The 23,429-nt window shown below is 60.2% G+C and carries 21 protein-coding genes; 11 read left to right on the forward strand and 10 right to left on the reverse strand.

What is annotated here, in order from left to right; translation table 11 throughout:
- The first annotated feature begins 22 nt into the window (after positions 1 to 22).
- From M3N55_RS08660 to M3N55_RS08670, 3 genes are read left to right on the forward strand one after another with little or no spacing between them, the layout of a single operon-like run.
- On the forward strand, positions 23 to 1,027 hold the full coding sequence (locus M3N55_RS08660) for an ABC transporter substrate-binding protein (protein WP_249058133.1): 1,005 nt from the start codon (positions 23 to 25) through the stop codon (positions 1,025 to 1,027).
- Positions 1,028 to 1,078: 51 nt separating this feature from the next.
- Positions 1,079 to 1,870, forward strand: a complete 792-nt coding sequence (locus tag M3N55_RS08665; protein ID WP_249058134.1) for an ABC transporter ATP-binding protein — start codon at positions 1,079 to 1,081, stop codon at positions 1,868 to 1,870.
- Positions 1,867 to 2,634 carry an ABC transporter permease gene (locus M3N55_RS08670; RefSeq protein ID WP_249058135.1) on the forward strand — a complete coding sequence of 256 codons (768 nt, stop codon included), beginning with the start codon at positions 1,867 to 1,869 and terminating at the stop codon, positions 2,632 to 2,634. The genes M3N55_RS08665 and M3N55_RS08670 overlap by 4 nt, the downstream gene beginning before the upstream one ends.
- Before the next feature lie 137 nt (positions 2,635 to 2,771).
- Here the strand turns inward: M3N55_RS08670 and M3N55_RS08675 are convergent, their stop codons facing one another.
- Both M3N55_RS08675 and leuB read right to left on the reverse strand, forming a co-directional pair.
- Positions 2,772 to 4,979, reverse strand: a complete 2,208-nt coding sequence (locus tag M3N55_RS08675) for an NADP-dependent isocitrate dehydrogenase (RefSeq protein WP_249058136.1) — start codon at positions 4,977 to 4,979, stop codon at positions 2,772 to 2,774.
- Positions 4,980 to 5,190: 211 nt separating this feature from the next.
- On the reverse strand, positions 5,191 to 6,297 hold the full coding sequence (leuB, locus tag M3N55_RS08680) for a 3-isopropylmalate dehydrogenase (RefSeq protein WP_249058137.1): 1,107 nt from the start codon (positions 6,295 to 6,297) through the stop codon (positions 5,191 to 5,193).
- Positions 6,298 to 6,432: 135 nt separating this feature from the next.
- Here leuB and M3N55_RS08685 point away from each other — a divergent pair, with 135 nt between their 5' ends.
- Positions 6,433 to 7,392 (forward strand): glycosyltransferase family 2 protein, encoded by a 960-nt coding sequence (locus tag M3N55_RS08685; RefSeq protein ID WP_249058138.1) that lies wholly within the window; start codon positions 6,433 to 6,435, stop codon positions 7,390 to 7,392.
- Positions 7,393 to 7,398: 6 nt separating this feature from the next.
- Here M3N55_RS08685 and M3N55_RS08690 read toward each other — a convergent pair whose 3' ends face one another.
- Both M3N55_RS08690 and M3N55_RS08695 read right to left on the reverse strand, forming a co-directional pair.
- The gene (locus M3N55_RS08690) at positions 7,399 to 7,824 is read right to left on the reverse strand and encodes a universal stress protein (protein WP_249058139.1); all 426 of its coding nucleotides are present in this window, start codon (positions 7,822 to 7,824) and stop codon (positions 7,399 to 7,401) included.
- A 258-nt stretch (positions 7,825 to 8,082) separates the two neighbouring features.
- Positions 8,083 to 8,907, reverse strand: a complete 825-nt coding sequence (locus M3N55_RS08695) for an EAL domain-containing protein (RefSeq protein ID WP_249058140.1) — start codon at positions 8,905 to 8,907, stop codon at positions 8,083 to 8,085.
- Positions 8,908 to 9,092: 185 nt separating this feature from the next.
- Between M3N55_RS08695 and argH the strand changes: the two genes are divergently transcribed.
- The 6 genes from argH to M3N55_RS08725 all read left to right on the forward strand — a co-directional run bounded on the left by argH (position 9,093) and on the right by M3N55_RS08725 (position 15,734).
- Entirely contained in the window at positions 9,093 to 10,484 is a 1,392-nt protein-coding gene (gene argH, locus M3N55_RS08700) for an argininosuccinate lyase (protein ID WP_249058141.1), read from the forward strand.
- Positions 10,481 to 10,618 carry a hypothetical protein gene (locus M3N55_RS08705; protein WP_249058142.1) on the forward strand — a complete coding sequence of 46 codons (138 nt, stop codon included), beginning with the start codon at positions 10,481 to 10,483 and terminating at the stop codon, positions 10,616 to 10,618. The genes argH and M3N55_RS08705 overlap by 4 nt, the downstream gene beginning before the upstream one ends.
- Positions 10,615 to 10,929 (forward strand): DUF2834 domain-containing protein, encoded by a 315-nt coding sequence (locus tag M3N55_RS08710; RefSeq protein ID WP_249058143.1) that lies wholly within the window; start codon positions 10,615 to 10,617, stop codon positions 10,927 to 10,929. The genes M3N55_RS08705 and M3N55_RS08710 overlap by 4 nt, the downstream gene beginning before the upstream one ends.
- 81 nt (positions 10,930 to 11,010) lie before the next feature.
- Entirely contained in the window at positions 11,011 to 12,282 is a 1,272-nt protein-coding gene (lysA, locus tag M3N55_RS08715; RefSeq protein ID WP_249058144.1) for a diaminopimelate decarboxylase, read from the forward strand.
- Positions 12,283 to 12,303: 21 nt separating this feature from the next.
- On the forward strand, positions 12,304 to 14,838 hold the full coding sequence (locus M3N55_RS08720) for a DUF4175 domain-containing protein (protein ID WP_249058145.1): 2,535 nt from the start codon (positions 12,304 to 12,306) through the stop codon (positions 14,836 to 14,838).
- Between the two features lie 104 nt (positions 14,839 to 14,942).
- A complete protein-coding gene (locus tag M3N55_RS08725) occupies positions 14,943 to 15,734 on the forward strand; it encodes a hypothetical protein (protein WP_249058146.1) in 792 nt (263 codons plus the stop codon).
- Here M3N55_RS08725 and M3N55_RS08730 read toward each other — a convergent pair.
- The 3 genes from M3N55_RS08730 to M3N55_RS08740 form a co-directional block, all read right to left on the reverse strand.
- Entirely contained in the window at positions 15,643 to 16,662 is a 1,020-nt protein-coding gene (locus tag M3N55_RS08730) for a Hint domain-containing protein (protein ID WP_249058147.1), read from the reverse strand. The genes M3N55_RS08725 and M3N55_RS08730 overlap by 92 nt on opposite strands.
- 77 nt (positions 16,663 to 16,739) lie before the next feature.
- Positions 16,740 to 17,378 carry a response regulator gene (locus tag M3N55_RS08735; protein ID WP_346429262.1) on the reverse strand — a complete coding sequence of 213 codons (639 nt, stop codon included), beginning with the start codon at positions 17,376 to 17,378 and terminating at the stop codon, positions 16,740 to 16,742.
- A gap of 15 nt (positions 17,379 to 17,393) precedes the next feature.
- On the reverse strand, positions 17,394 to 20,279 hold the full coding sequence (locus tag M3N55_RS08740; protein ID WP_249058148.1) for a PAS domain-containing protein: 2,886 nt from the start codon (positions 20,277 to 20,279) through the stop codon (positions 17,394 to 17,396).
- A gap of 147 nt (positions 20,280 to 20,426) precedes the next feature.
- Here M3N55_RS08740 and map point away from each other — a divergent pair, with 147 nt between their 5' ends.
- Positions 20,427 to 21,320 carry a type I methionyl aminopeptidase gene (map, locus tag M3N55_RS08745; protein ID WP_428982633.1) on the forward strand — a complete coding sequence of 298 codons (894 nt, stop codon included), beginning with the start codon at positions 20,427 to 20,429 and terminating at the stop codon, positions 21,318 to 21,320.
- On the opposite strand, the gene M3N55_RS08750 is transcribed toward map, so the two are convergent.
- From M3N55_RS08750 to M3N55_RS08760, 3 genes are read right to left on the reverse strand one after another with little or no spacing between them, the layout of a single operon-like run.
- Positions 21,277 to 22,134, reverse strand: coding sequence for a YihY/virulence factor BrkB family protein (locus M3N55_RS08750; protein ID WP_249058150.1), 858 nt, complete (start codon positions 22,132 to 22,134; stop codon positions 21,277 to 21,279). The genes map and M3N55_RS08750 overlap by 44 nt on opposite strands.
- Positions 22,131 to 22,442, reverse strand: coding sequence for an H-NS histone family protein (locus M3N55_RS08755; RefSeq protein ID WP_249058151.1), 312 nt, complete (start codon positions 22,440 to 22,442; stop codon positions 22,131 to 22,133). Before M3N55_RS08755 ends, M3N55_RS08750 begins: the two co-directional genes overlap by 4 nt.
- Positions 22,443 to 22,502: 60 nt before the next feature.
- Entirely contained in the window at positions 22,503 to 23,429 is a 927-nt protein-coding gene (locus tag M3N55_RS08760; RefSeq protein WP_249058152.1) for an ornithine cyclodeaminase family protein, read from the reverse strand.

The raw sequence follows: 23,429 nt of genomic DNA on the forward strand, positions 1-23,429 counted from the left end.
AGAATCCGACAGGAGAATGACCATGTTCTACAAATCCGTGACTGCCGCCTTTGGGCTTAGCCTGGTGGCTGCCGCCGCGCAGGCGCAAACTTCCATGCCCTTTGCGCTGGATTGGCGTTTCGAGGGCCCGTCTGCCCCTTATTTCGTGGCCATCGACAAGGGTTATTTCGCCGATGCCGGTCTGGAGGTAGAAGTTACCGCAGGTCAAGGTAGTCTGGATGCGATCCCGAAAGTCGCAACCGGCGCCTTCCCCGTGGGCTTTGCCGACATGAATAGTCTTATCAAGTTTCTGGACCAGAACCCCGGCGCGCCCGTGATTGGCGCCATGATGGTCTATGACAAGCCGCCCTTCGCCATCGTGGGCCGGAAATCCCTGGGCGTCGAAACCCCGTCCGACCTGGAAGGAAAGGTGCTGGGCGCGCCGCCGCCCGATGGTGCCTGGGCGCAATGGCCGATCTTCGTGGCCGAAACCGGGATTGATGCAGCTGCCGTCACCGTGGAACCCGTCGGTTTCCCAACGCGAGAGCCGTCGCTGGCCGAAGGCACCGTGGATGCTGTCACCGGCTTCAGCTTCACGTCTTTCCTGAACACTGTGCGCCTTGGTGTGCCCGAGGATGACGTGTCGGTCATTCTGATGGCGGATCATGGCGTGGACCTGTATGGCAACGTCATTATCGTGAACACCGATTTTGCCGCCGAAAACCCGGACTCCGTAAGCGCGTTTCTGGATGCGGTTGCCAAGGGCATGGTCGACACAATCGCAGACCCCGCCGCCGCAATCGAAAGCCTTGCCGCGCGCAACCCCGCCATGGATGCGGAACTGGAACTTCGCCGTCTGGAACTGGCGCTCGAAGCCAATATCGTGACCGATGCGGTGCGCGCCAATGGCATGGGTTTGATCGATGATGCCCGTTTTGCCAATGCGCTGGAACAGATCGCGCTGACCTACGAATACCAGACAACGCCGGATGCGAGCCTGTATTTCACCGATGCTTACCTGCCCGAAGGTGGGTTCAAGCTGGATTGATTGGGCGGAGGGCCGGTGCATGACACCGGCCCTCTTCGCGTTGGGGGCTGAATGGAAAACCTGATTGAAATAAAAGGCGTGCGCCACGCCTACAGCACCGATGCCGGGCCGTTGCCGGTTCTGGACGGGCTGGAAATAGCTGTGCCCGAAGGGGGCTTCGTTGCCGTTGTTGGGCCGTCGGGTTGCGGGAAATCCACCCTGACCCGGCTGATCGCGGGATTGATGAAGCCCGACCATGGCGAGGTCTGGTTGCATGGCGAGCGCGTCAAAGGGCCTCGGTCGACCGTGGGCATGGCGTTTCAGAACCCGGTTTTGCTGGAATGGCGCAGCATTCTGAAAAACGTGCTGCTGCCGTTGGAAATCGTGCCTTCGAAACTGTCGAAGAAGGAGGCCGAAGATCGGGCACGCTTTTTGTTGGCGCTTGTGGGGCTGGAAGGGTTCGAGGATAAACGCCCGTCGGAACTTTCCGGCGGGATGCGTCAACGTGCAAGCCTGTGCCGTGCGTTGATTCATCAGCCAGAGGTGTTGATCCTTGATGAACCTTTCGGCGCTTTGGATGCCTTCACCCGTGAAGACCTGTGGCAGACCATGCATAAGGTGAAGGAACGCGAACCCTTCACCGGTGTGTTGATCACGCATGATCTGCGCGAATCGATCTTTCTGGCCGATCAGGTCGTCGTGCTGTCGGGTCGTCCTGCGAAAACGCAATATGTGCTGGATATTCCACGCAACGCGGCGCCCACGCTGGATGATCTCTATACGCCCGAAGCTGCGGAACAGCTTAACATCTTGCGTCATCAAATTCAGGTCGCCCAAGGCCGCACCACGGAGGGCGCGGCATGAACAAGCATGTCCAAGCCGTCGCCGTGCCACTGATCGCGGTTGTGGTATTTCTGATATTCTGGGAATTGCTGGTCTGGGCCAATGGTTGGCCAACCTTCAAGATGGCGGCACCGTCTGACCTGCCCGCCGCTTATATCCGCTATTGGGATCTGTTCCTGACGATGGGCTGGCAAACCCTGTGGCGCACCATTCTGGGGCTGTTGCTGGCCGTTGTATTCGGCACGCTTCTGGGCATGGTCATGGGCTTTTCGCGGATCATGCGCGATGCGCTTTACCCGCTGCTGGTGGGCTTCAACGCCATTCCCAAGGCGACCGTGGTTCCCATTGTGGCGCTTATGTTCGTAGGCCAGCATGATTTCAACACGGTGCTTCTGGCCTTCATCATCTCGTTCTTTCCAATTGCGGTGTCCGTCAGCATTGGCCTCTCCACGCTCGAACCCGAATACCGCGACATCCTGCGCTCGCTTGGCGCGTCACAAGCGACAATCTTCTGGAAAATCGCGCTGCCAAAGACGCTGCCGGAATTCTTCGGGGCGCTGAAAGTGGCGGTCACGCTGGCCTTTATCGGCACGAACCTGATGGAAATCGTCAGCCCGCATGGGCGCGGCTTGGGCGCTCTGTTCGATAGCGGCCGCACCAATTCCGACTTCCCGCTCATGTTCGCGGTGCTGATCGCTTTGGCCTTCCTTGGGATTGTGCTTTACTACATCGTTGTCGCACTCGAAAAAATCTTCGCGGGCTGGGCCGAACGCACCCCTGGCTAGTGTTTCATCCTTGCCTAAATATCCTGGGGTGAATGGGGCCGTCAGGCCCCAGAGGGGCAAAGCCCCCAAACCGCAAACAATCACGCAAAAAGGCGGCCCTTGGGCCGCCTTTTTTCCGTTTGATCACATCCGGCAATTCAGCCGATAATCGTGTTCAGCGTGGCCGACGGGCGCATGATTGCCGCAGTTTTGGCAGGGTCGTTGTGGAAGTACCCGCCGGTATCGACAGGAGCGCCACGTCCTGCGTGCAATTCCGCCAGGATGGTTGCTTCCTTCGCAGCCAGTTCCGCCGCGATGGGCGTGAAATGCGCGGCCATCTCTGCATCCTCCGACTGTGCGGCAAGGGCTTCGGCCCAATAGCGCGCGAACCAGTAATGGCTGTCGCGGTTGTCGGGCTGGCCCGCCTTGCGACCGGGCGAACGATCATTGTCCAGCACGCCTTGCGTGGCCAGTTCCACGGCATTTCCCAAGACCCGCGCTTTGGCATTGCCCTTGGCATCGGCGAGGAACTTGAAAGATTCACCCAGTGCGCAGAACTCACCAAGGCTGTCCCAGCGCAGATGGTTTTCGCCCTGCAACTGCTGCACATGCTTGGGGGCAGAGCCGCCGGCGCCGGTCTCGAACATCCCGCCGCCTTGCATCAGTTTGACGATGGACAGCATCTTGGCGCTGGTCGCCAGTTCCAGAATGGGGAACAGGTCGGTCAGGTAGTCGCGCAGCACGTTGCCGGTAATGGCGATGGTGTTTTCGCCCTTGGTGATCGTCTCCAGTGACGCTCGGGTCGCTTCACGCGGAGCCATGATCTCGAACTTGTCAGAGACGCCCTTGGCCTCGAGGATCGGTTTCACCAGCTTGATAAGCTCTGCGTCATGCGCGCGGCTCGCATCCAGCCAGAAGATCGCGCGATAGCCGGTGTCGGCCTGCCGTGCGATCGCCAGGTTCACCCAATCCTCGATCGGGGCTTTGCGCGCGCTGGCAGAGCGCCAGATATCGCCCTTCTCAACCTCGTGCTCATGCAAGACCGTGCCATCGTCCAGCACCATACGCACCACGCCAGCGGCGGGAATTTCGAACGTGGTCGGGTGACTGCCGTATTCTTCGGCCTTTTGCGCCATCAGGCCAATGTTCTGCACGGTTCCGGCGGTGGCGGGGTTCAGCGCGCCATTGGATTGGAAGAAGCGGATCGCTTCATCATAAACCGTTGCGTAAGAACTGTCGGGGATAACGCAATTTGCGTCATGCTCTGCCCCGTCCGGCCCCCAGCCCTTGCCGCCTGCGCGGATCAGCGCGGGCATAGAGGCATCGATTATGACATCCGAGGGCACATGCAGGTTGGTGATGCCGCGGTCGCTGTCAACCATATACATCGGCGGACGGGCATCGCGGCAGGCGTCGATTGCGGCCATGATGTCGGCGCGATCCTTGACCCGCTCCAACAGGTCGCCCAGTCCGGAATTCGGATTCACGCCCAAGGCGTCCATGTCATCGCCGAACTGTTCGAACACCGGGGCAAGCCACGCCTTGACCGCGTGGCCAAATATGATGGGGTCGCTGACCTTCATCATCGTCGCTTTCATGTGCAACGAGAACAGCGTGCCTTCGGCTTTGGTTTTCTCGATTTCATCCGAAAGGAACGCGCCCAATGCCTTGGCCGACATGAAGGTGGCATCAACCACCGTGCCTGCCGGGTAGCTGACAGCATCTTTCAACACGGTTTGCGTGCCGTCCAGCGCCACATGGTCGATGGTAGCAATGCCGGGCTGCGCCAGTGTGACAGACCGTTCGTTGCTGAAGAAATCGCCTGCGCTCATCGTGGCGACACGGGTTTTGCTACCTGCTGCCCATTTGCCCATGCGGTGGGGGTTGGCCTGGGCGAATTTCTTGACAGCGGCGGCGGCGCGGCGGTCAGAGTTGCCCTCGCGCAGCACCGGGTTGACGGCAGAGCCCTTGATCGTGTCATAGCGCGCGCGGATTTCCTTCTCGGCATCGGTCGCAGGCGCTTCGGGATAGTCGGGCAAGGCGTAGCCTTGGGACTGCAGCTCGCGCACAGCCGCCACAAGCTGCGGAACAGAGGCCGAGATATTCGGCAGCTTGATGACATTGGCTTCCGGAGTTTTCACCAATTCGCCCAGTTCTGCCAGATCGTCGCTGATGCGCTGCTCTTCGGTCAGAAAATCCGGGAAGGTCGCCAGAATACGGCCTGCCAAGGAAATATCCTTGGTGCCGACGCTGACACCGGCCGCCGCTGCGAAGCGCTCGATAATCGGCAGCAGCGAGGCTGAGGCCAATTCGGGGGCCTCGTCCACCTTGGTATAGATAATGTCGGGAATGGTCTGGTCGGTCATGTGCAGCCCCTCTTGTAAATCTGGGCGCACCATAGGGCGTTTTGCGCCCAAGGTAAACAGTGCACAATGGTATACCGAGCGCTTTTCTCCGCAGATTTGGCGTTTTTTCGGCGGTGCAGCAAAAAGGCCCCGGATCAAGTCCGGGGCCATCCGCCCGACACTCCGTGACGCGCGCCCCGGACTTGATCCGGGGCCTCTTGGTCGGCGTGCCTTACAGGCTGGCGTCCAGCGCCGCGACAATCGCGTCGCCCATCCCAGAGGTCGAGACCGGCACGCCGCCCTCCGGCCCCATCAGGTCTGCCGTGCGCAGGCCATCGGCCAGAACCTGTTCGACCGCGCGTTCCACGCGGGTCGCCTCATCCCCCAGATCAAAGCTATAGCGCAATGCCATCGCAAAGCTGAGGATGCAGGCAATCGGGTTTGCCTTGCCCTGGCCTGCAATATCGGGGGCAGACCCGTGCACCGGCTCATACAGCGCCTTGGGTCGGCCATTTGCCATTGGTGCGCCAAGGCTGGCCGAGGGCAACATGCCCAAGCTGCCGGTCAGCATGGCGGCAAGGTCAGACAACAGATCACCGAACAGGTTATCGGTCACGATCACATCGAACTGCTTGGGCCAGCGCGTCAGCTGCATCGCGCCCGCATCGGCATACATGTGGCTCAACTCTACATCCGGATATTCCGCATCGTGGATTTCCTGCACCACATCGCGCCACAGAATGCCTGATTCCATGACATTGGCCTTCTCCATGGAGCAGACCTTGTTGCCGCGCTTGCGGGCCATTTCGAACGCCGAGCGCGCAACGCGGGCGATTTCCGATTCGGTATACCGCTGGGTGTTGATGCCGACGCGCTCATTGCCTTCCTTGTGAATGCCGCGCGGCTCACCGAAATAGACCCCGCTGGTCAATTCGCGGATAATCATGATGTCCAGACCGGCGACGACCTCTTGCTTCAGGCTGCTGAAGTCGGACAAAGCGTCGAAACACTGCGCCGGGCGCAGGTTGGCGTACAGGTCCATTTCCTTGCGCAGGCGCAGCAACCCGCGCTCTGGTTTTACGCTGAAATCCAGCACATCATATTTGGGGCCACCCACGGCCCCCAGAAGCACCGCATCCACCTCTTGCGCCTTGGCCATCGTGTCGTCATGCAAGGGCGTGCCGTGCTTGTCATAGGCCGCGCCGCCGACCAGATCCTCGGACACATCAAAGTCCAGCCCGCGCTTGGCGCCCATCCAGTCGATGATCTTGCGGACTTCGGCCATAACCTCTGGGCCAATGCCGTCGCCGGGCAGGATAAGCAGGGAAGGGGTGGTCATGGGCGTGTCCTCTGGTCTGAACTGTTGCCCATTCGCTAGCCCCTGACCGCAGGGGCGTCAAGTTGGCCTAAGGGCGATTGTGACTGCGCGGGGCCGTGTTAGACAGGAAAAACAGGCAAAAGAGACGGTGCAATCATGGATGCCAGCTTCGACGCGGTGGTGATCGGGCGCAACGAAGGCGCGCGTTTGCTGCGCGCGCTGGGGGCTGCGCAGCCGGTGGCGCGTCAGGTCGTCTATGTCGATAGCGGATCGACAGACGGCTCGGCGCAGGCGGCGCGCGGCATGGGCGTGACGGTGATCGAACTGGACCCTGCGCGCCCTTTTACCGCCGCACGGGGCCGCAATGCCGGGCTGGCGGCACTGCCAGAGGCCGAATTTGTTCAATTCATCGATGGCGATTGCCTGCTGGAACCGGGCTGGCCTGCCCGCGCCTTGGCGCATCTGCACGCCAACCCGCGCGCCGGACTGGTCTTTGGCCGCCAATATGAGGCCGCGCCTGACGCTTCCATTTACAACTGGATGACCGATTGGGAATGGAACAAACCGCTTGGGCCGGCGACGTTCTGTGCGGGCTGCCTTATGGTGCGCGCGGGTGCCTTGCGCGCGATTGGCGGTTACAACGAGTCGTTAATCGCGGGCGAAGATGACGACATGTGCCATCGGATGCAGGCCGCTGGCTGGCAGACGTGGTGCATAGACGCGCCAATGACAGAACATGACGCGCGGCTGTTCGCTTTGGCCCCCTGGTGGCGGCGCAGTCTGCGGGCGGGACATAGCTATGCCGAACTTGGCGTGCTGCACGGGGCCGCAGCCGACCAACGCCGCCGTGCCGTGCTTTGGGGCGGGGTGTTGCCGAGTGTCGCGGCGCTTGGGCTACTGTTTTGGTGGCCCGCAATACTTGCTGTTGCCGCAGTTTACGCGGTCTCTGGTATACGACAATGGCGGCGGTTTTGCACGCAGGGCTTGGGCGCGCGCCGCGCCGCGCAGGCCTCTGGACTGCTGATGCTGAGCAAGTTCGCCGAACTTACGGGCATGGCCAGCTATTGGCGTGCGCGGGCGGTTGGGCGCAGACGCAAGCTGATCGAATACAAGTAGCTGCGATCAATCCCGCACGACATAGACGGATTGCTTGGCATGGCGCACCACACGCGCCACATTTGGGCCCAGCAGATAATCCTTGGCCTCTGGTCGGTGGGCCGCCATGACGATGACATCAACGTCCAACTCATCGGCGGCGCGCAAGATTTCATCGTAGATGTTCCCGTGCAGGACATGCGGATGCACGTCTATGCTGCCGGGGACGTTTTGCGCCACCCATTTGCGCAACGCTTCGCCGAATTGGTGCAGGGCCGTTTGCTCGAACCCTGCCTTGAAGAAGGTGCCTACCATCGACATGCCGAAATCCGGCAGCACGCTGACAACATGCAGCGCGCCCCCGCCCAGAAGCATTTTCTGCGCTTCGGCCATGGGTTTGACCCAGGACGCAGGTGAGGACAGGTCGATGGGCAGCAGGATCGTGGTCGCCATGGGGTCCCTTTCCGTTGCATCGCCCTTGAATGGACACCTTCACCCGGCTGATTTCAAGGGAATTTTGACAGGCGACCAAATCGGGCTCCGGGCGCAACGCAGCATCTGCCGCAGGATTGTCCGGCATGGCGTTTTGCGTGCGGGCGATGACAGAACCACCGGGGCTACATCTGCGCTATGACCTCGGCCCTCGAGCTACGCTCTGGATTTGCAGGCGATGTGACCATGATTTCTTCCGCTGTCGCATGTCCATCCGCTTCAACCCACACCGCGCGCCTTGAGTTGCGACGTCTTCCAAGGTTCGGACACGGAGGGTGCGCCGAAGAAATATCCTTGCAAGCAATCCACACCCATCTCGATCAAAAGCTGCGCGTCTTCCTGCGTTTCGACGGATTCGGCGACAGTGAACATGTCGAAATGGCGCGCAATCGAAACAAGTGCCTTTGTCAGCGCTTGATTGTCTGGGCTGGCGCTGATGCCGCGAATGAACTCGCCGTCAATCTTGATGATGTCGAAATAGAAATCCTTCAGGTAGCGAAAGGCGGTATAGCCCGCGCCGAAATCGTCCAGCGCGAAGCAGATGCCACGTTCCTGCATGTCGGCCATAAAATCAATCACCAGTTCCGGCATGTCCATTGCCGATGATTCGGTGATTTCCAAAATCAGCCTTTCCGCAATACTGGGGTCGTGACGCAGCCCCCGTTCCAGTGTTGTCAGCCATTCCGGATAGCCGATGGAGCGTGCTGACATGTTGATGGACAATCTTATGCTGGGTTCCGAGGCCAGAGTGCTCAGACCCATCTCCAAGGCAAGGCAGTCGATCCTGCGGCCCAATTCGCGGGTTTCGATTGCGCCGATAAAATCGCCGGCCGGGATGATCCGTCCGGTCGTGTCCATAATTCGGATCAGCCCTTCGTAGAACGCCGCCCGTTTGGGCATACGGGCCTGCACCACGGGTTGAAAGGCCAGCATCGCACGCCGATCGCGCAGTGCTTCGCGCACCAGCAGGATGGCATTGCGGGTTTGGTCATCTGCCGCCACGCTCAACGGCGAAGATTTTGATGGCGTGTCATCGAATTGCATGGGTCTCTCCGGCGGTTGCCCTTTGTTTATTCTCCGGCAGAGTTTAATCGGCGGTTAAACCAGCAATGTTCGCTAAAAGTTTTTGTATTTTCCACAACCGCGCCGTCAAAGCCCATTCATTGCCAAGCGCGCTTGGCTTGGCTATAGCCGAAGCGCGATCTGACATCAGAGAAAGGGCCGCGCGCATGTCCGAAAAATCTGCCAATGCCATGTGGGGGGGGCGGTTTTCTGCCGGGCCCGACGCGATCATGGAAGCGATCAACGCGTCTATCGGCTACGATAAGCGCTTGGCACCGCAGGATATTGCAGGCTCGCGCGCGCACGCGGCGATGCTGGCGGCAAGCGGCATTCTGACCGAAGAAGATGCGGCGGCAATCGATAAAGGGCTGACGCAGGTTCTGGCAGAGATCGAGGCGGGGGACTTTGCGTTCTCCGCCGCGCTGGAGGACATTCACATGAATGTCGAGGCGCGCCTGCGTGAGATAATCGGTCCAGCCGCAGGTCGCTTGCACACGGCGCGCTCGCGCAATGACCAGGTCGCGGTCGATTTTCGCATGTGGGTGCGGGATCAATGCGATGTTGCCATCAGCGGGCTGGATGCGTTGATGCGCGCTTTCTTAGCGCAGGCAGAGGCTGGCGCCGACTGGGTCATGCCCGGATTCACCCATCTGCAAACCGCACAACCGGTCACATGGGGCCATCACATGCTCGCTTATGTGGAGATGTTCGCGCGCGACAAGTCACGCTTCATCGGTGCCCGCGCCCGGATGAACGAATGCCCCTTGGGTGCAGCGGCGCTGGCGGGCACGTCTTTCCCGATTGACCGGCACATGACCGCGCGGGCGCTGGGCTTTGATCGGCCCACGGCCAATTCGCTCGACTCTGTCTCGGATCGCGATTTCGCGTTGGAATACCTCTCGACCGCCAGCATTTGCGCCATGCACCTGTCGCGCTTTGCCGAAGAACTTGTCATCTGGTCCTCGGCCCAGTTCCGTTTCGTGCGCATGTCGGACCGGTTTTCCACCGGGTCCAGCATTATGCCGCAAAAGCGCAACCCGGATGCGGCCGAATTGCTGCGCGCCAAGTTAGGGCGGATTATGGGCGCGACTGTTGCGCTGTTCACCATTATGAAGGGCTTGCCGCTGACCTATTCCAAGGACATGCAGGAAGACAAGGAACAGGTGTTCGACGCCGCCGACACGCTTGCACTGGGTCTGGCCGCGATGGAAGGGATGGTCAGCGACCTGACCGCGAACCGCCCCGCACTGGAAGCGGCAGCCGCCTCGGGTTTTTCCACGGCGACCGATCTGGCCGATTGGCTGGTCCGCGAATTGAACCTGCCATTCCGCGACGCGCATCATGTGACCGGCAGCCTGGTTAAACTGGCAGAGGACAAGGGTTGCGACCTGCCCGACCTGTCACTTGCGGAAATGCAGAAAGTGCATGGCGAAATCACGGATGCGGTCTATTCTGTGTTGGGTGTTCACAACTCAGTCGCCAGCCGCACCAGCCATGGCGGCACCGCGCCCGATAATGTGCGCGCGCAGATCGCCCGCTGGAAAGAGGTTCTGGGATGAAATACGCCGCTTTGGCCTTTGTGCTGATCCTTGCTGCTTGTGGGGCAGATGGCCTGCCTTCCGCGCCAGAGCAGCCCAAGCCGGGGTTGAACGTCTCTGGAGAGATTAAGATTGGGGTGCAGACAGAACTATGAGCCCGTTGCGTCTGATCTTCCTCGCCCTTGCCATTTGGGGCGCCATTCACCCGATGTATTGGTTCGTCACCTGGTTCCAGGAAAACGGCTGGTCGATCATGGCCATGGTAGATGCTTGGCACGTCAATGCCGCAACCTCGGGCCTTGTCTGGGATCTGACCATCGCCGCCGTTGCGCTGACCGTGTTCGTGATCGCCGAATGCATAACCCGCAAACGCTATATCGGGTTGGTGGCCATACCCGCGACCTTTTGCATCGGCGTGTCCTGCGGCTTGCCGTTGTACCTGTTCCTGCGCTCGAAACCGGACTGACCCTTTCATCTTGCCCTAAATACTCCCGCCGGAGGCGTCTGTCCCAAGCCACGCGCTCCGCCGCCCGATTGAAAGCCCCCGATGGACCACTTCCTCTATAGCAACGGCGTTCTGCATGCCGAAAACGTGCCGCTGACCGAGATCGCGGCACAGGTTGGCACGCCGTTTTATGTCTATTCCACGGCCACGCTGACCCGTCATTTCCGGCTGTTTCAAGAAGCTTTGGCAGGCACCGAGCACTTGGTCTGCTTTGCGGTCAAGGCACTGTCGAATGTCGCCGTGTTGCGGGTGTTGGCGCGGTTGGGCGCGGGGATGGATGTTGTCTCTGGTGGTGAATACCGTCGCGCGCGGGCGGCAGGGGTGCCGGGCGACCGGATCGTGTTTTCCGGCGTGGGCAAGACCCGCGAGGAAATGGCCTTGGTGTTGTCGGAAGGCATCCGCCAGATTAATGTGGAATCGTTGGAAGAATTGACCGTTCTGTCGGAGGTTGCCGCAGGCTTGGGCGCGACCGCGCCGATTGCGCTGCGCGTCAACCCCGATGTGGACGCCAAAACACATGAAAAGATTGCGACGGGCCGCAAGGAAGACAAGTTCGGTGTGCCCATCGACCGCGCGAGAGAGATTTACGCGCAAGCGGCCAAGTTGCCCGGCATTCAGGTTGTCGGTGTCGATGTGCATATCGGCAGCCAGTTGACCGATCTTGCGCCGTTTGAAGCCGCCTTCACCAAAGTTGCAGACCTGACCCGCGCTTTGCGCGCGGATGGCCATACCATCACCCGGCTGGATCTGGGCGGCGGCTTGGGCATTCCCTACACGCGCTCGAACGAAACGCCGCCCTTGCCGCTGGATTATGGCGCCATGGTTCAGCGTGTTCTGGGCGATCTGGACGTGGAAATTGAAATCGAACCGGGCCGCTTGATTGCCGGGAATGCCGGGCTTCTGGTCGCATCGGTGATCTACACCAAGGCGGGCGAGGGGCGGGATTTCCTGATCCTTGATGCCGCGATGAATGATCTAGTTCGCCCGGCCATGTATGGCGCGCATCACGATATTGTCCCGGTGCTGGAAGGGCAGGCCGCGACCGAGCAACGCCCGGTCGATATTGTTGGCCCGGTCTGCGAATCGGGCGACACATTTGCCAAGGCGCGGCCCATGCCGCCGCTCGATGCTGGCGCGCTCGTGGCCTTCCGCTCGGCGGGGGCGTATGGCGCGGTGATGTCGTCGGAATACAACACAAGGCCGCTGATCCCCGAAGTTCTGGTCGATGGCGATCAATTCGCGGTCATCCGCGCACGCCCGACCTTTGACGAAATTCTTGCACGCGATACATTACCGGAATGGCTGGCGGAGTGACCGGTCCGATCGCGAGGGTGCATGGCCAAGACCCAAGGCAAAACCACAACGCTTGACCGCGCATTGCGTGGCACCCTTCTCGGGCTTTGGGCAGAACGCCTGGCGCGTGCATTTTGGCCACTCGTGACGGTTGCCTTGCTGCTCTGGGCGGCGTTGGCCTTCGGGGTGCAAGATGTCCTGCCCGCCGCTTGGGCTACGGGTTTTGCGCTGGGTGGGTTGGCAGCGCTTCTGGCGTGCCTTGTCTGGGGGGCGTGGCGCTTTCCCGTGCCCGCCAGTGCCGATGCTGCGCGCCGTCTGGACCAGACGCTTCCGGGACGCCCCCTGACCGCAATGGCGGACGAGGTGGCGGTCGGGTCCGAGGATTCCGGAACGCAAGCGCTTTGGGCCGCGCATTTGGCCCGCGTGTCGCGCATTCTTGAACAAGCGCGCGCAGTGCCCGGCGATCTTCGACTGGCGCGGTTTGACCGCTTCGGGCTGCGTTATATCGCCGCCACCGCAGCAGCAGTCGCCGTGCTGTTTGCGGCACCCGCCCGCGTCACCGATCTTGGCGAGCTTGCACAGCTTTCCGGGCGGGCAGAAGCAATCGCGCTCGGACCCTCATGGGAAGCATGGGTGCAGCCACCTGACTACACGGGGCGCCCCAGTCTGTATTTGAACGAGGTCGACCGCCCCACATTGCAATTGCCCGAAGGCAGCCTTGTCACCGTGCGGTTCTATGGCCAGCCGGGGATCATGAGCGTGGTCGAGAGTGTGTCGGACAGGACCGATCCAGACCCCACCACCATGGCGCAGGATTTCACGATAGAGGCGTCGGGGCGCATTTCCGTGCGTGGCCCTGCCGGGCGAGACTGGGAAATCACAGCGTTAAGCGATGCTGCGCCCAATGTAACGCTGGCCGGTGCTCCGGTGCGCGAGCGCGGTGGGCTGATGCGGCAGGATTTCACGGCGACGGATGATTATGCCGTGACCGGCGGCCAGATACGCGTTGCGCTGGACCTTGCAGAAGTTGACCGACGTTTCGGGCTGGCAATTGCTCCGGAGCCGCGCGCTGATTTAGAGATCGTTCTGCCATTGCCTGCCTCTGGCGCGCGGGATCAGATCGAGGATGCGTTCATCGAGGATTTCTCGCAGCACCCTTGGGCGAATTTGCCCGTTGTGCTGACCATGACCGTTGAGGACGCGCGTGGGCAAACCGGTCAAAGCGCCGAGGCACATGTTATTCTGCCCGGAAGGCGTTTTTTCGACCCTATGGCGGCAGCGGTGATCGAACTGCGCCGCGATCTTTTGTGGTCGCCTGAGAACGCCACACGCAGTCTGCAACTGATGCGCGCAGTCTCGCATAGGGCAGAAAGCGCCTTTCGCTCGACCGAGGCGTTGGCGCGCTTCATGGACACGCGCGACCTGCTACACGCCAGCCTGACCGACGGCGGGCTGGAGGCGGCGGCGCGTGACGATCTGGCACAAAAGCTTTGGGATTTGGCGATCCTGCTGGAAGAAGGCGAATTGGCCGATGCCCGCGCCCGGTTGGAGCGCGCGCAGGAACGGCTGGACGAAGCCATGCGCAACGGGGCCGACCCGTCCGAGATTCAGGAGCTGATGGATGAAATGCGCGAGGCCATGCGCGACTACATGCAGCAATTGGCCGAGCAGCCCCGCGAACGCGGCGAACCGCAACAGGGCGGTGAGCGGATGGAGGTTACGCAAGACCAGATTCAGCAATTGATGGACCGTATTCAGGAGTTGATGGAAGAAGGCCGTATGGATGAGGCGGCAGAGCTGATGGCCCAGCTCAACGCGCTTCTGGAAAACCTGCAAGTGGCCGAGGGGCAGGGGGGGGATGGCCCGCCCATGCCCGGTGGCGAAGCCATGGAAGGTTTGGGCGAAGCCTTGCGCGAGCAGCAGGATCTGGCCGATGACACGTTCGGACAGTTGCAGGAAGAGTTCCGCGATGGTGGACAGGGGCAAGGCCAACCGCAGCCGGGCCAACCGGGCGAGTCTGAAGAGCAACAAGGCCAGGGCCAGCAAGAGGGCGATGATCCACAGCAGCAAGATGGTGGCAGCGCGAGTGACTTGGCTGACCGCCAGCGCGACCTTGCAGAGGCTTTGCGCCAGCAGCAATTGCAGCCTTTGCCCGGTGAAGGCATGCCCGAAGGCGATGCCGCGCTAGAGGCGCTGGAACAGGCGCAACGCGCCATGGAAGATGCCGCCGAAGCATTAGAGCAAGGCGACAGCGGCGCGGCTCTTGGCCGGCAGGCGGATGCGATGGAAGCCATGCGCGAGGGGCTGCGCGCGATGAATGATGCGGCGACACAGGACCAGCGCGAGCAAGCGCAGGGTGATGCCGCGTCGGAAACCGGCAATGGCGATGGTCGCGATCCTTTGGGTCGTGCCCGCAATCAAGGCGGCGAGGTCGGGACAGAGCAGAACATGCTGGCGGAAAACGATGTTTATGAACGTGCCCGCGACTTGTTGGAAGAACTGCGCCGCCGGTCTGCCGAATTGGACCGCCCAGAGCAGGAGTTGGACTATCTGCGTCGACTGCTAGATCGCTTCTGATAGCTTGACATCTGAGGGCCGTTGCTTGTCATGCATCTGTCGCAACTTGTCGGCTTGATCGTTTTTTGCGGCGCGGCTAGCGTCTATAATCTGGGAAAACCTTTATGATTGCCTTGATCCTTGGAAGCGGGCCGAATGTTCTGACCTGCCGGGACTGGCCTCGGGACGGGTTCGACAAGATCGTGGCGATCAACAACTCTTGGGCGGTGCGGCCTGATTGGGACTACCTTGTGTTCCCTGATGATTTTCCATCCGAACGCCACCCGCCACAGACGAAGCCCACGCAGGTCATGGTGCGCTCTGATGAGTATGTTCCGCACAACAACAGCTTTGGCGGGATTGTCTATGCCGGGGCGACCATGGCGTTTACGGTCGGGTATTGGGCGTTGGGCGCGTTGCAACCGCGCGTTCTGGCCTATCTGGGCTGCGATATGATCTATCCGCAAGGTCAGACGCATTTCTACGGCACGGGGGCCGCTGATCCTCTGCGCCCGGACCCGACATTGCAAAACCTCCGCGCGAAATCCGCGCGCTTGGAATTGCTGGCGGCACAGGCCGGGTGTGCCCTTGTTAACCTGTCAGAGGCCGCAAGCGCGCTGACATTTCCGCGCGCCCAGCTTGATGGCTTGGCGGATATGGTGCCACTTGGTGGTGTTGCGGCCCATATCGCACCGGTTTTGGCGGAAGAGCAGGCACTGAACGCGGTCTGCCCCTCGGGGCGCTACTGGGACGGACCGCTGCTTGATGCTGCCGCCTTGGCCCGGATCGACGGGCTGTGGCTGGATGCATATAATGCGGCGGTTGCTAGGCCGCCAGCAGCGCAGCCTCTCCCGCAGTTAGGCAGCGGCGGGCTGTTGGGCCATAACGATGCGGTTCATCCACCACATCCGGTATAACCCCGCGCAGGTCGGCGCGGTGATGGCGCAGCATATCGGGGGCCGCCATGCCGGGATGGAAACTTTCACAGGGCAGGCCGTTGGCGAACAGCACTTGATGATCTTCCAGCAGAAGATGGACATAAACCACCCCATGCAAGGCAAGATCGGGGGCAATGCTGCGGTAGTCCAGAAGATCAGCGGCGCGCACCAGCACTTCATCGCAGCCAAACAAAGACTGTGCACGCTGCCCTGTCACAAGCACCCGATGTTCGGGAGAGATGCGCAAATCCTCATCCGGCACGCCGCCCAAAGCGCCACGCCGCAGGCGGATCGGTCGCAGATGCGGATGACGCCGCAGGGCCAAGCCGGACAGGTTGCTGCGCCCCGCCCAGACAACTGGCTGCGGCCCGTTATCGCGCGTTAGAACCCGGTCGCCCTGCGTGATCTGGTCAATCGGGCAAGGGCCGTCAGGTGTTGCAATCACGGTATCAGACGCGAAACAGATCACCGATTGCGGCGGTGTTTGTGCTTGCCCCACATTGCGTGTTTCGACCACCCAAAGCGGTGCTCCGGGCGGCGGAAGTCCATCAGCGAAAACTGCAAGCCATGTGCCGCCCTGCGCGACAAGCCGCAGCGTGTAACGTCGATGCCCATCTGTCAGCAACAGCCCACCTTGCGGTGCGTCGGCAGCTTCGGCTTCGGGGCTGTCACGATGCGCCAGCCCTGTCAGACGCTCGGCCATTGCCCGCGCGCGCCCCTTTCGGATGTCATATGCGCCATGAAGTGACAGCAGGCCGTCATGCGCGTCCAGCCGTGTCGCGCGGCCATGCCAACGCAATTCGGAACCGATTTGCACCCAGTTCGGGTCCAGCCCGGAAGCCCCGTCAATGTCTATATTGCACCATGCCACAGCGTATACGCCGTGCAGTTCTGCTCGTCCTGCCATGTCTGCCTCTGCTTGTCGCTGTTTTCGCGACTTTGGACAAGGTTAGCAGGCTCGTGTCTGAAAAACCAGTCTTGCGCTTAACTTAGGCCCATGTTGCGGGCGATCATGGCGGCCTGTGTCCGATTGGTCGCGCCCAGCCTGCGATAGAGCGTTTTGACATGCAATTTGATCGTGGGCTCGCTCAGGTCCATGGACCGGGCAATTTCCTTGTTGGTCAAGCCTCGGCAAAGCGCAGCAAGCACCTCTGTTTCGCGCGGGGTCAGGCTTACATCCGGGCGGTTTGTGGCGGGCCGTTCCGGCGCGACCAGCCCCCCCACGGCGGCAAGCGCGACCTCTACCGGCATAAATCTTTCACCTTCGGCCATGAAGCGGATTGCGTTTAGCAACGATCGCGCGGGCATGGTCTTTTGCAAAAACCCCTGCGCGCCTAGCTGCATTGCGCGAAACGCGACATCTGGTTCGGCAATGCCCGAAATCAGCGCGACCGGGGGCGTGTCCGGGCGCTCCAACAAGAATTTAAGACCTTCCAGACCATTCATGCCGGGCATGGTGTAATCCAGCAGGATCAGGTCATATCGGGCGCCCTCGTCAAGTTTTGCAACGGCCTCCATCAGGTCGCCGACAGTCCAGATCTCCAGCCCGTCCTGCTGTTGCAGGAAACTGCGTAACGTGTCCCGCAGCAATTCGTGGTCATCTGCAATCAAGAGGCGCATCATCAGCTTTCACGTCGGTCAGATGTGACGCTGAGACCTCAATTTGGCGGCGAGCAGAACAGAAATCAGGACTGTTTGACAAATTGGCTTGCGCAAGGTCGCAGCAAACTCAGTGTGCACAGATTCTGTTGCAAAATGCAACTCGTTGTTCCCGGTCATCAGGATGATCGGCAAGTCTTCGCGTTGCTGATGCATTGCTTGGGCCAACTCGCTGCCGGTCATTCCGTCCATGTCGAAATCGGTCAGAACCATGTCCCACTCACGCGGAGCCAGCGTGATTGCCTCAAGCGCGTCAGAGGGGTGGATACAGCTTGCGACCTCGGCACCTGCCTGAACCAGCATGTCGGCCACGTCCTGCAACAGCAGGTCATCATTGTCGACCAGTAGGATACTGGTGTCCGCCAGTGGTGTCCGGGAGCTTTGCGCGGCCAGCACTTCGATAGGTTCACACGGCCAGAACACCTGAACGCAGGTGCCTTTCGGTTCGTTGGGCAACAAGCGCAGCGCCGCACCGCGCGTTTGCACAATATTGGCGACCACGGCCAGCCCCAGTCCCGCGCCTGTATCGCCTTTCGATGTGACATAGGGCGCAAAGATAGTGCCGCGCAACTGTTCTGGAATCCCATCACCACAATCGCGCAATTCGATCAGGGCATATGGCATATCGGGAAGGATGCGGCCAAGGTCGACATATTCGGGCATGGATTGCGCCGGGCAGGGGGCTGCGCGCAGCTCTATCGTGTTCTCGCCATCCGGGTCATGGGCCAGACTGTCGCGGCAGGCATCGCGTGCATTCAGCGCCAAGTTTAACATCAGCTGCATAAGTTCCATCCGGTCGCCATGCACGCAAAGCGAATCGTCAGGCAGGTCCAATGCCATATGGATCTGCGGGTCCAGGCCCGGTGTCAGCAAATCGACCGATTGGCGCATGATCTGTGCCAGCGAAAGCGAGGTCGCCTCGGGGCGCGCGGTTTCCAGCCGGGTCAGGCTGCGGGCCAATTCGCGGGCCTGTTGCGTGGCGCTGCGAATGCGGTTGATAACCGGCAGCGCCGATGGTGCGACTTGCGGCGCAAGCTGATCGACAGAGCCTGTGATGGTGGCCAGCACATTGACAAAATCATGCGCCAGCCCGGCGGCAAGTTGCGCGCTTAGTTCGCGTGCTTGCGCTTTTTGTAACTGCTCATGAAGCCGTGCGCGGTCAAGCTCTGCGTGGTGGCGGCGTGTGATGTCGCGGATCAATGCAAGCGTAGAGCCGTCGGTTTCGACAGACAGGGAAATATTGAAATGTCCGGGTGTTCCATCCGGCAGCTTGCGCATGAATTCGCCTTCCCACACGCCCTCTGACAACAAGACCGGCAGGATTCCTGTCATGCGTTCGGTCAGGTTGGGCGGGGTAATGTCCGTCCACATTAGCGCGCCAAGTTTCGCGTCGGGATCAATGCTCAGAAAACGACGCAGCGCCGGGTTGGCATAAGACAGCCGACCGTTTGGCCGGATAATCGCAATTCCCTCATGGCTGGCCCGCATCGCCAAGCTGCGATCCTGCAACAGCCGCGCCTCTGCCTGTTTGTGGCTGGTCGTGTCGATGCCAATGACCATATAGCCTTCGATCGCACCGATGGCGTCGTGCAAAGGCTGCACGTTCAGTTCAAGCCAGTAGATTGTCCCGTCACAAGCTTGGGCGCGCAGTTCGCGTTGAATGGCATGTCCGCTGTTCAGCGTGTTGCACAGTTCTTTGACGATCTCTGGTTCGGTTTGGGCCAGATGCAGGATTTCGCTGGGCAGCATGCTTTCGGCGCTGTGCAGGGTGTAGCCGGTGCGCTCGACAGCCGCCGGGTTCAACCAGCGTATACGGCGCTCTTTATCGGTCAGCATGATAAGATTGGTCGACAATTCTGCAACGCGCACAAGTTGGCGGATACGCTGGTCCTGTCGCTGTGCATGGGTCACGTCGCGGACGACAAACAGATAGCCAGTTGATGTGGCGCCTATAGTGTTGACACCTTGAGTGCGGCGGGTCGCGTAAAGCGTAAACCATTTTGGACCCAGGGGGGTGTCTACGGAATAGTTGTGCGATTGCGACCAGCCGAACAGATCGACCTCGCGCATCGCCTTGCGACAGATTCTGGCCAAGTGGTCCGGCAAGACCGCTTCGGGGGATTGGCCGATCACCTCTTGCGGGCTGGCGGCAAATGTCAGCGGCGTACTTTGTTGAAACCCGACAATAATGCCGTCGCGGTCGGTTTCGACCAACAGTTCCGGCAGCGCGGCGACGGTTGCACCAAGCTGGGTGCGTGCGCGGGCCAAGTCTGCTTCCAGCCTCAAAGACTCTCGCCTGGTGCGCTCCAGCGCCCGCAGCATTCCTGTCTGGGCGGCGAACCCGCGCATCAGGTTGTCTTCTTCGCTGGAGAAACTGCGAGGACCGTCGGTGTAATCCAAGCCGATAAACCCGAACATCTCGCCGTTTTGCCAGAACGGGGCGGCTATCAGGGCTTTGATGTTTTGGTCTTCCAGAACCTGCCGCAGATCTGACGTCTGCAACAGATTATCGACATCCTCTATATGGATGGACCCGAATTCCACGAACCGTTCCCAGAACAAAGAGCAGACCGAGTAGGGCACATGTTGCAGATGCGGCTTCATCGGGTCTACACTCGCAGCACACCATTCATGCGTGTTGCGGATGAAAACGGAATCGACAATCTCGAATACATAGGCGCGCTGGGCGTCCATCGCCCTGCCGATATCCCCCAGCACCCGGTCGATCGTTCTGTCGCTTTCCAGCGCGGCGCAGCGCTGAAGATCTTTCGCAGCTTTTGCAAAAACGCGTGTCAGCGCGGCCAAACGTGAACCGTCTGGCGCTGTGCTTGGCGGTGCGTTGATATGCGTTTCATTTAATGGCATGAGGTGGCTGTGTAATATTGGCCTGTGTTGGGTTCCTTTATACCCTAAGCGGTGACTGCGGCTGAGTCACGCATCTGTCGGGAGTTACCTGAAATCAAGGCAGGATGACTGGTGTTTAGCGCCAGCAGGCATTAGTTTCTGCCCGACATGACAAGAGTGGAGGCATCCTTGGGCGACATTTTTCACGGCGTGACAACGCGCGACGGGATCCGCCTGCACACTCCCGAAGATTTCGCGGGTATGCACAAGGCGGGGCAACTGGCCGCACGTATCCTTGATGATGTGGCCAAGCATGTCTTTCCCGGCCAGACCACAGGGGCGCTTGACCAGTTTATTGCCGAACAGGTCGAAGCGGCGGGCGCGATTTCAGCCACGGTCGGGTATCGCGGATATCAACATGCAAGCTGCATTTCGGTTAACCACGTCGTCTGCCATGGCATTCCGGGTGCGCCAGTGCCGCTAAGCAAGGACGAAACGATCTCGCGCGATCTGGAAAAGCGTCGTGCTGATGATGTTCTGCGCGATGGCGATATCCTTAACATCGACGTGACCGTGGTGGTCGATGGCTGGTTCGGGGACACGTCGCGCATGTATGTGGCCGGGTCCCTGAAACCGCGCGCGGAAAAGCTGATTCAGGTGACATATGACGCGCTGATGATGGGCATAGAGGCAGTGCGGCCCGGCAACACCTTTGGCGATATCGGTTATGCCATTCAGGCCTATGTCGAAAGCCAGCGCATGTCCGTTGTGCGTGATTTCTGTGGTCACGGGCTGGGGCAGGTGTTCCATGCCCCGCCCAATGTGCTGCATTACGGGCGCGCCGGGCGCGGCCCCGTCCTGGAACCCGGCATGTTCTTTACGATTGAACCGATGGTCAATCTTGGCAAGCCCGACCCGCGTGTTTTGTCCGATGACTGGACAGCGGTAACGCGCGACAAGTCGCTCTCGGCACAGTTCGAACATTCTATTGGGGTTACAGAGACCGGGTTTGAAATATTTACAGGGTCTCCAGCGGCGCGGTTTCATCCGACTTGGGGGTGACAGACGCCTCGTCCAGAAGCGCGTTCACCACGCCGCCCAGCAGCACCACATAGGCTGACAGGTAAAACCAACTTAGCAGGGCAATCACCGCCCCAATAGACCCGTAGACTTGATTGTAGTTGCCGAAATTGCCGATATAGAGCGAAAATCCCGCAGAGGCAGCCACCCACAGCACCAATGCCGTCACAAGTCCGGGCCACAGCACGGCGCTAGGGCGGTTCGGGCCTATGCGGTAAAAGACCCATAGCCACAGTGCCAGCATTCCGAGCGCGATGGCCCAGCGACCTAGCAGGGCAAGCCAACCGGCAACGCCGCCCAAGGGAAAGAAGGTCAGGATGACCGGCAAAACAAGCACGGCCAAAAGCGCGACAACCCCGGCAAGCACCATGCCCAATGTTATCACCATGACTGCAAGGACTTGGGCCAGCCCCGCGCGTCTTTCGCCACCATAGACCGCGTTAAGGCCTTTCAAAAGCGCGTCCACCCCGCGGCGCGCCAGAAACAGCGCCAGCAGAATAGACGCGAGGCTGGCCAGCCCCAAGGTTCCGTCACCCGACCAGACAAGGCGCGTGACCTGATTTGCCAAGAGTGTGTGGGCCGCCGGTGGCATCAGGTCGGCCAACAACCCCAGTTGGTCCTGAATGACCAACGGGTCTGCGAAAAAACCAAAAACCGCAATCAACGCGGCAAGACCGGGAAAAATGGCAAGCAGCCCGAAAAACGCAACGCCTGCCGCGATCAGCCCAATATTGCGCTGATCGCTGACTTTGTAGAGGCGCAGAACAAAACGGGCTATTTTGCCGATTGTCTTCAAATCGCCAGGTCGTCGAGCGTTTTCCCTTCGGCCAATGCGTCAATAACCCAATGGGGTTTGCGACCGCGGCCTGTCCATGTCTGGCTTGGGTCGGCAGGGTTGGCATATTTTGGTGCAACCTTGGCGCGTGGCTTTGTCGCGCCCACTTGCATAATCTGTGCAAGTGTAAACCCGCGCTCGCGCAAAAGCGCTTCGGCTTCGGCGGCGGCTGCTTTCAATTCGCGTTCTTCAAACGTCTCGATAGCTTTTGTCACCTCTTTTTGAAGTTTCTTCAATTCGGCGAGCGACATAGTATCCAGATCGATCATGGCTTCCTCCACTATACAATCCGAATTGTTTGGGGTAGTTTTCTGTTAATTTCAAGTCTTTTAATTTTCCTGAGACTGCTGCCATTTAATCAAAAAATAACCGCTGGTCATCAAATCAAGATGCGCGCCACCGCCGTTCTTGCACAGAGTGATCGCATCGTCAGACGGTCGGGAAAAGGCACCTGTCGCAGCTCCGTAGAAATCAGCGCGGATATCGTTGCGCTGAATAACACCTGCGGCAAGCGGAATTTTTAGCTCTCCGATATGGTCAAGCGTTGTGTCGTAATTGTCGACGAACAACGCCGCACGTTGCAAGGCCACGTCATCGGCCTCTCGCATATCCGGCCGAAAGGCCCCGATCAGATCCATATGCTGTCCCGGCCGCAGCCACGCGCCGCGCAAGACGGGTTCGGTGCTCATGGTGGCGGTGCAGATAATATCGGCTTGCGACACGGCTGCTTGCAAGTCCTCTGTCGCGGTGCATCGCGGCAATGTCCGGGCCATATTCTGTGCTGCTTCGGGGCTGCGGTTCCAGACGGTAAATTGGGCGTCAGGAAATAGCGCCGAATAGGCAGAATGCATAGAGCGTGCAACTGTTCCCGCCCCGACCAGCGTAATCCGGCGACTATCAGGGCGGGCGAGTTTACTGGCCGCAAACAGGCTGTCACCTGCGGTTTTCCACTTGGTGACAAGGTGAAAATCCAGCATGGCGTTCAGTTCGCCGGTTGCATCCGCAAATAACGCAACGGCCCCGTTAACATTCGGCAGGTTTTTTGCCGAATTTTGGGGAAAGATCGTGGCGGTTTTCACCAATGACCCCAAACCATCAATCCACGCTGCGCGCGACAACAAGGTATCTTGCCCACGATAGAGGAAGCTATCGGTAATGGTCGCTTTGGACAAACGGTGCCCTGTCTCTATCGCGGCGATCAACTCCAGCCAATCAAGCTGCGGTTCTATTTCCGGACCAATGAATGATGGAGTCAT

It is taken from the genome of Roseinatronobacter domitianus (assembly GCF_023336755.1).
GTDB lineage: Bacteria > Pseudomonadota > Alphaproteobacteria > Rhodobacterales > Rhodobacteraceae > Roseinatronobacter > Roseinatronobacter domitianus.

Excerpts from the sequence above, each read along its gene's own strand:
- argH (WP_249058141.1), top strand. The coding sequence starts at position 9,093 with ATGTCCGAAAAATCTGCCAATGCCATGTGGGGGGGGCGGTTTTCTGCC.
- lysA (WP_249058144.1), top strand. The coding sequence starts at position 11,011 with ATGGACCACTTCCTCTATAGCAACGGCGTTCTGCATGCCGAAAACGTG.
- M3N55_RS08730 (WP_249058147.1), bottom strand. The coding sequence starts at position 16,662 with ATGGCAGGACGAGCAGAACTGCACGGCGTATACGCTGTGGCATGGTGC.
- M3N55_RS08735 (WP_346429262.1), bottom strand. The coding sequence starts at position 17,378 with ATGATGCGCCTCTTGATTGCAGATGACCACGAATTGCTGCGGGACACG.
- M3N55_RS08660 (WP_249058133.1), top strand. The coding sequence starts at position 23 with ATGTTCTACAAATCCGTGACTGCCGCCTTTGGGCTTAGCCTGGTGGCT.
- leuB (WP_249058137.1), bottom strand. The coding sequence starts at position 6,297 with ATGACCACCCCTTCCCTGCTTATCCTGCCCGGCGACGGCATTGGCCCA.
- M3N55_RS08695 (WP_249058140.1), bottom strand. The coding sequence starts at position 8,907 with ATGCAATTCGATGACACGCCATCAAAATCTTCGCCGTTGAGCGTGGCG.
- M3N55_RS08720 (WP_249058145.1), top strand. The coding sequence starts at position 12,304 with ATGGCCAAGACCCAAGGCAAAACCACAACGCTTGACCGCGCATTGCGT.
- map (WP_428982633.1), top strand. The coding sequence starts at position 20,427 with ATGACAAGAGTGGAGGCATCCTTGGGCGACATTTTTCACGGCGTGACA.
- M3N55_RS08670 (WP_249058135.1), top strand. The coding sequence starts at position 1,867 with ATGAACAAGCATGTCCAAGCCGTCGCCGTGCCACTGATCGCGGTTGTG.
- M3N55_RS08760 (WP_249058152.1), bottom strand. The coding sequence starts at position 23,429 with ATGACTCCATCATTCATTGGTCCGGAAATAGAACCGCAGCTTGATTGG.
- M3N55_RS08685 (WP_249058138.1), top strand. The coding sequence starts at position 6,433 with ATGGATGCCAGCTTCGACGCGGTGGTGATCGGGCGCAACGAAGGCGCG.
- M3N55_RS08675 (WP_249058136.1), bottom strand. The coding sequence starts at position 4,979 with ATGACCGACCAGACCATTCCCGACATTATCTATACCAAGGTGGACGAG.
- M3N55_RS08665 (WP_249058134.1), top strand. The coding sequence starts at position 1,079 with ATGGAAAACCTGATTGAAATAAAAGGCGTGCGCCACGCCTACAGCACC.
- M3N55_RS08755 (WP_249058151.1), bottom strand. The coding sequence starts at position 22,442 with ATGATCGATCTGGATACTATGTCGCTCGCCGAATTGAAGAAACTTCAA.
- M3N55_RS08690 (WP_249058139.1), bottom strand. The coding sequence starts at position 7,824 with ATGGCGACCACGATCCTGCTGCCCATCGACCTGTCCTCACCTGCGTCC.
- M3N55_RS08740 (WP_249058148.1), bottom strand. The coding sequence starts at position 20,279 with ATGCCATTAAATGAAACGCATATCAACGCACCGCCAAGCACAGCGCCA.
- M3N55_RS08705 (WP_249058142.1), top strand. The coding sequence starts at position 10,481 with ATGAAATACGCCGCTTTGGCCTTTGTGCTGATCCTTGCTGCTTGTGGG.
- M3N55_RS08725 (WP_249058146.1), top strand. The coding sequence starts at position 14,943 with ATGATTGCCTTGATCCTTGGAAGCGGGCCGAATGTTCTGACCTGCCGG.
- M3N55_RS08710 (WP_249058143.1), top strand. The coding sequence starts at position 10,615 with ATGAGCCCGTTGCGTCTGATCTTCCTCGCCCTTGCCATTTGGGGCGCC.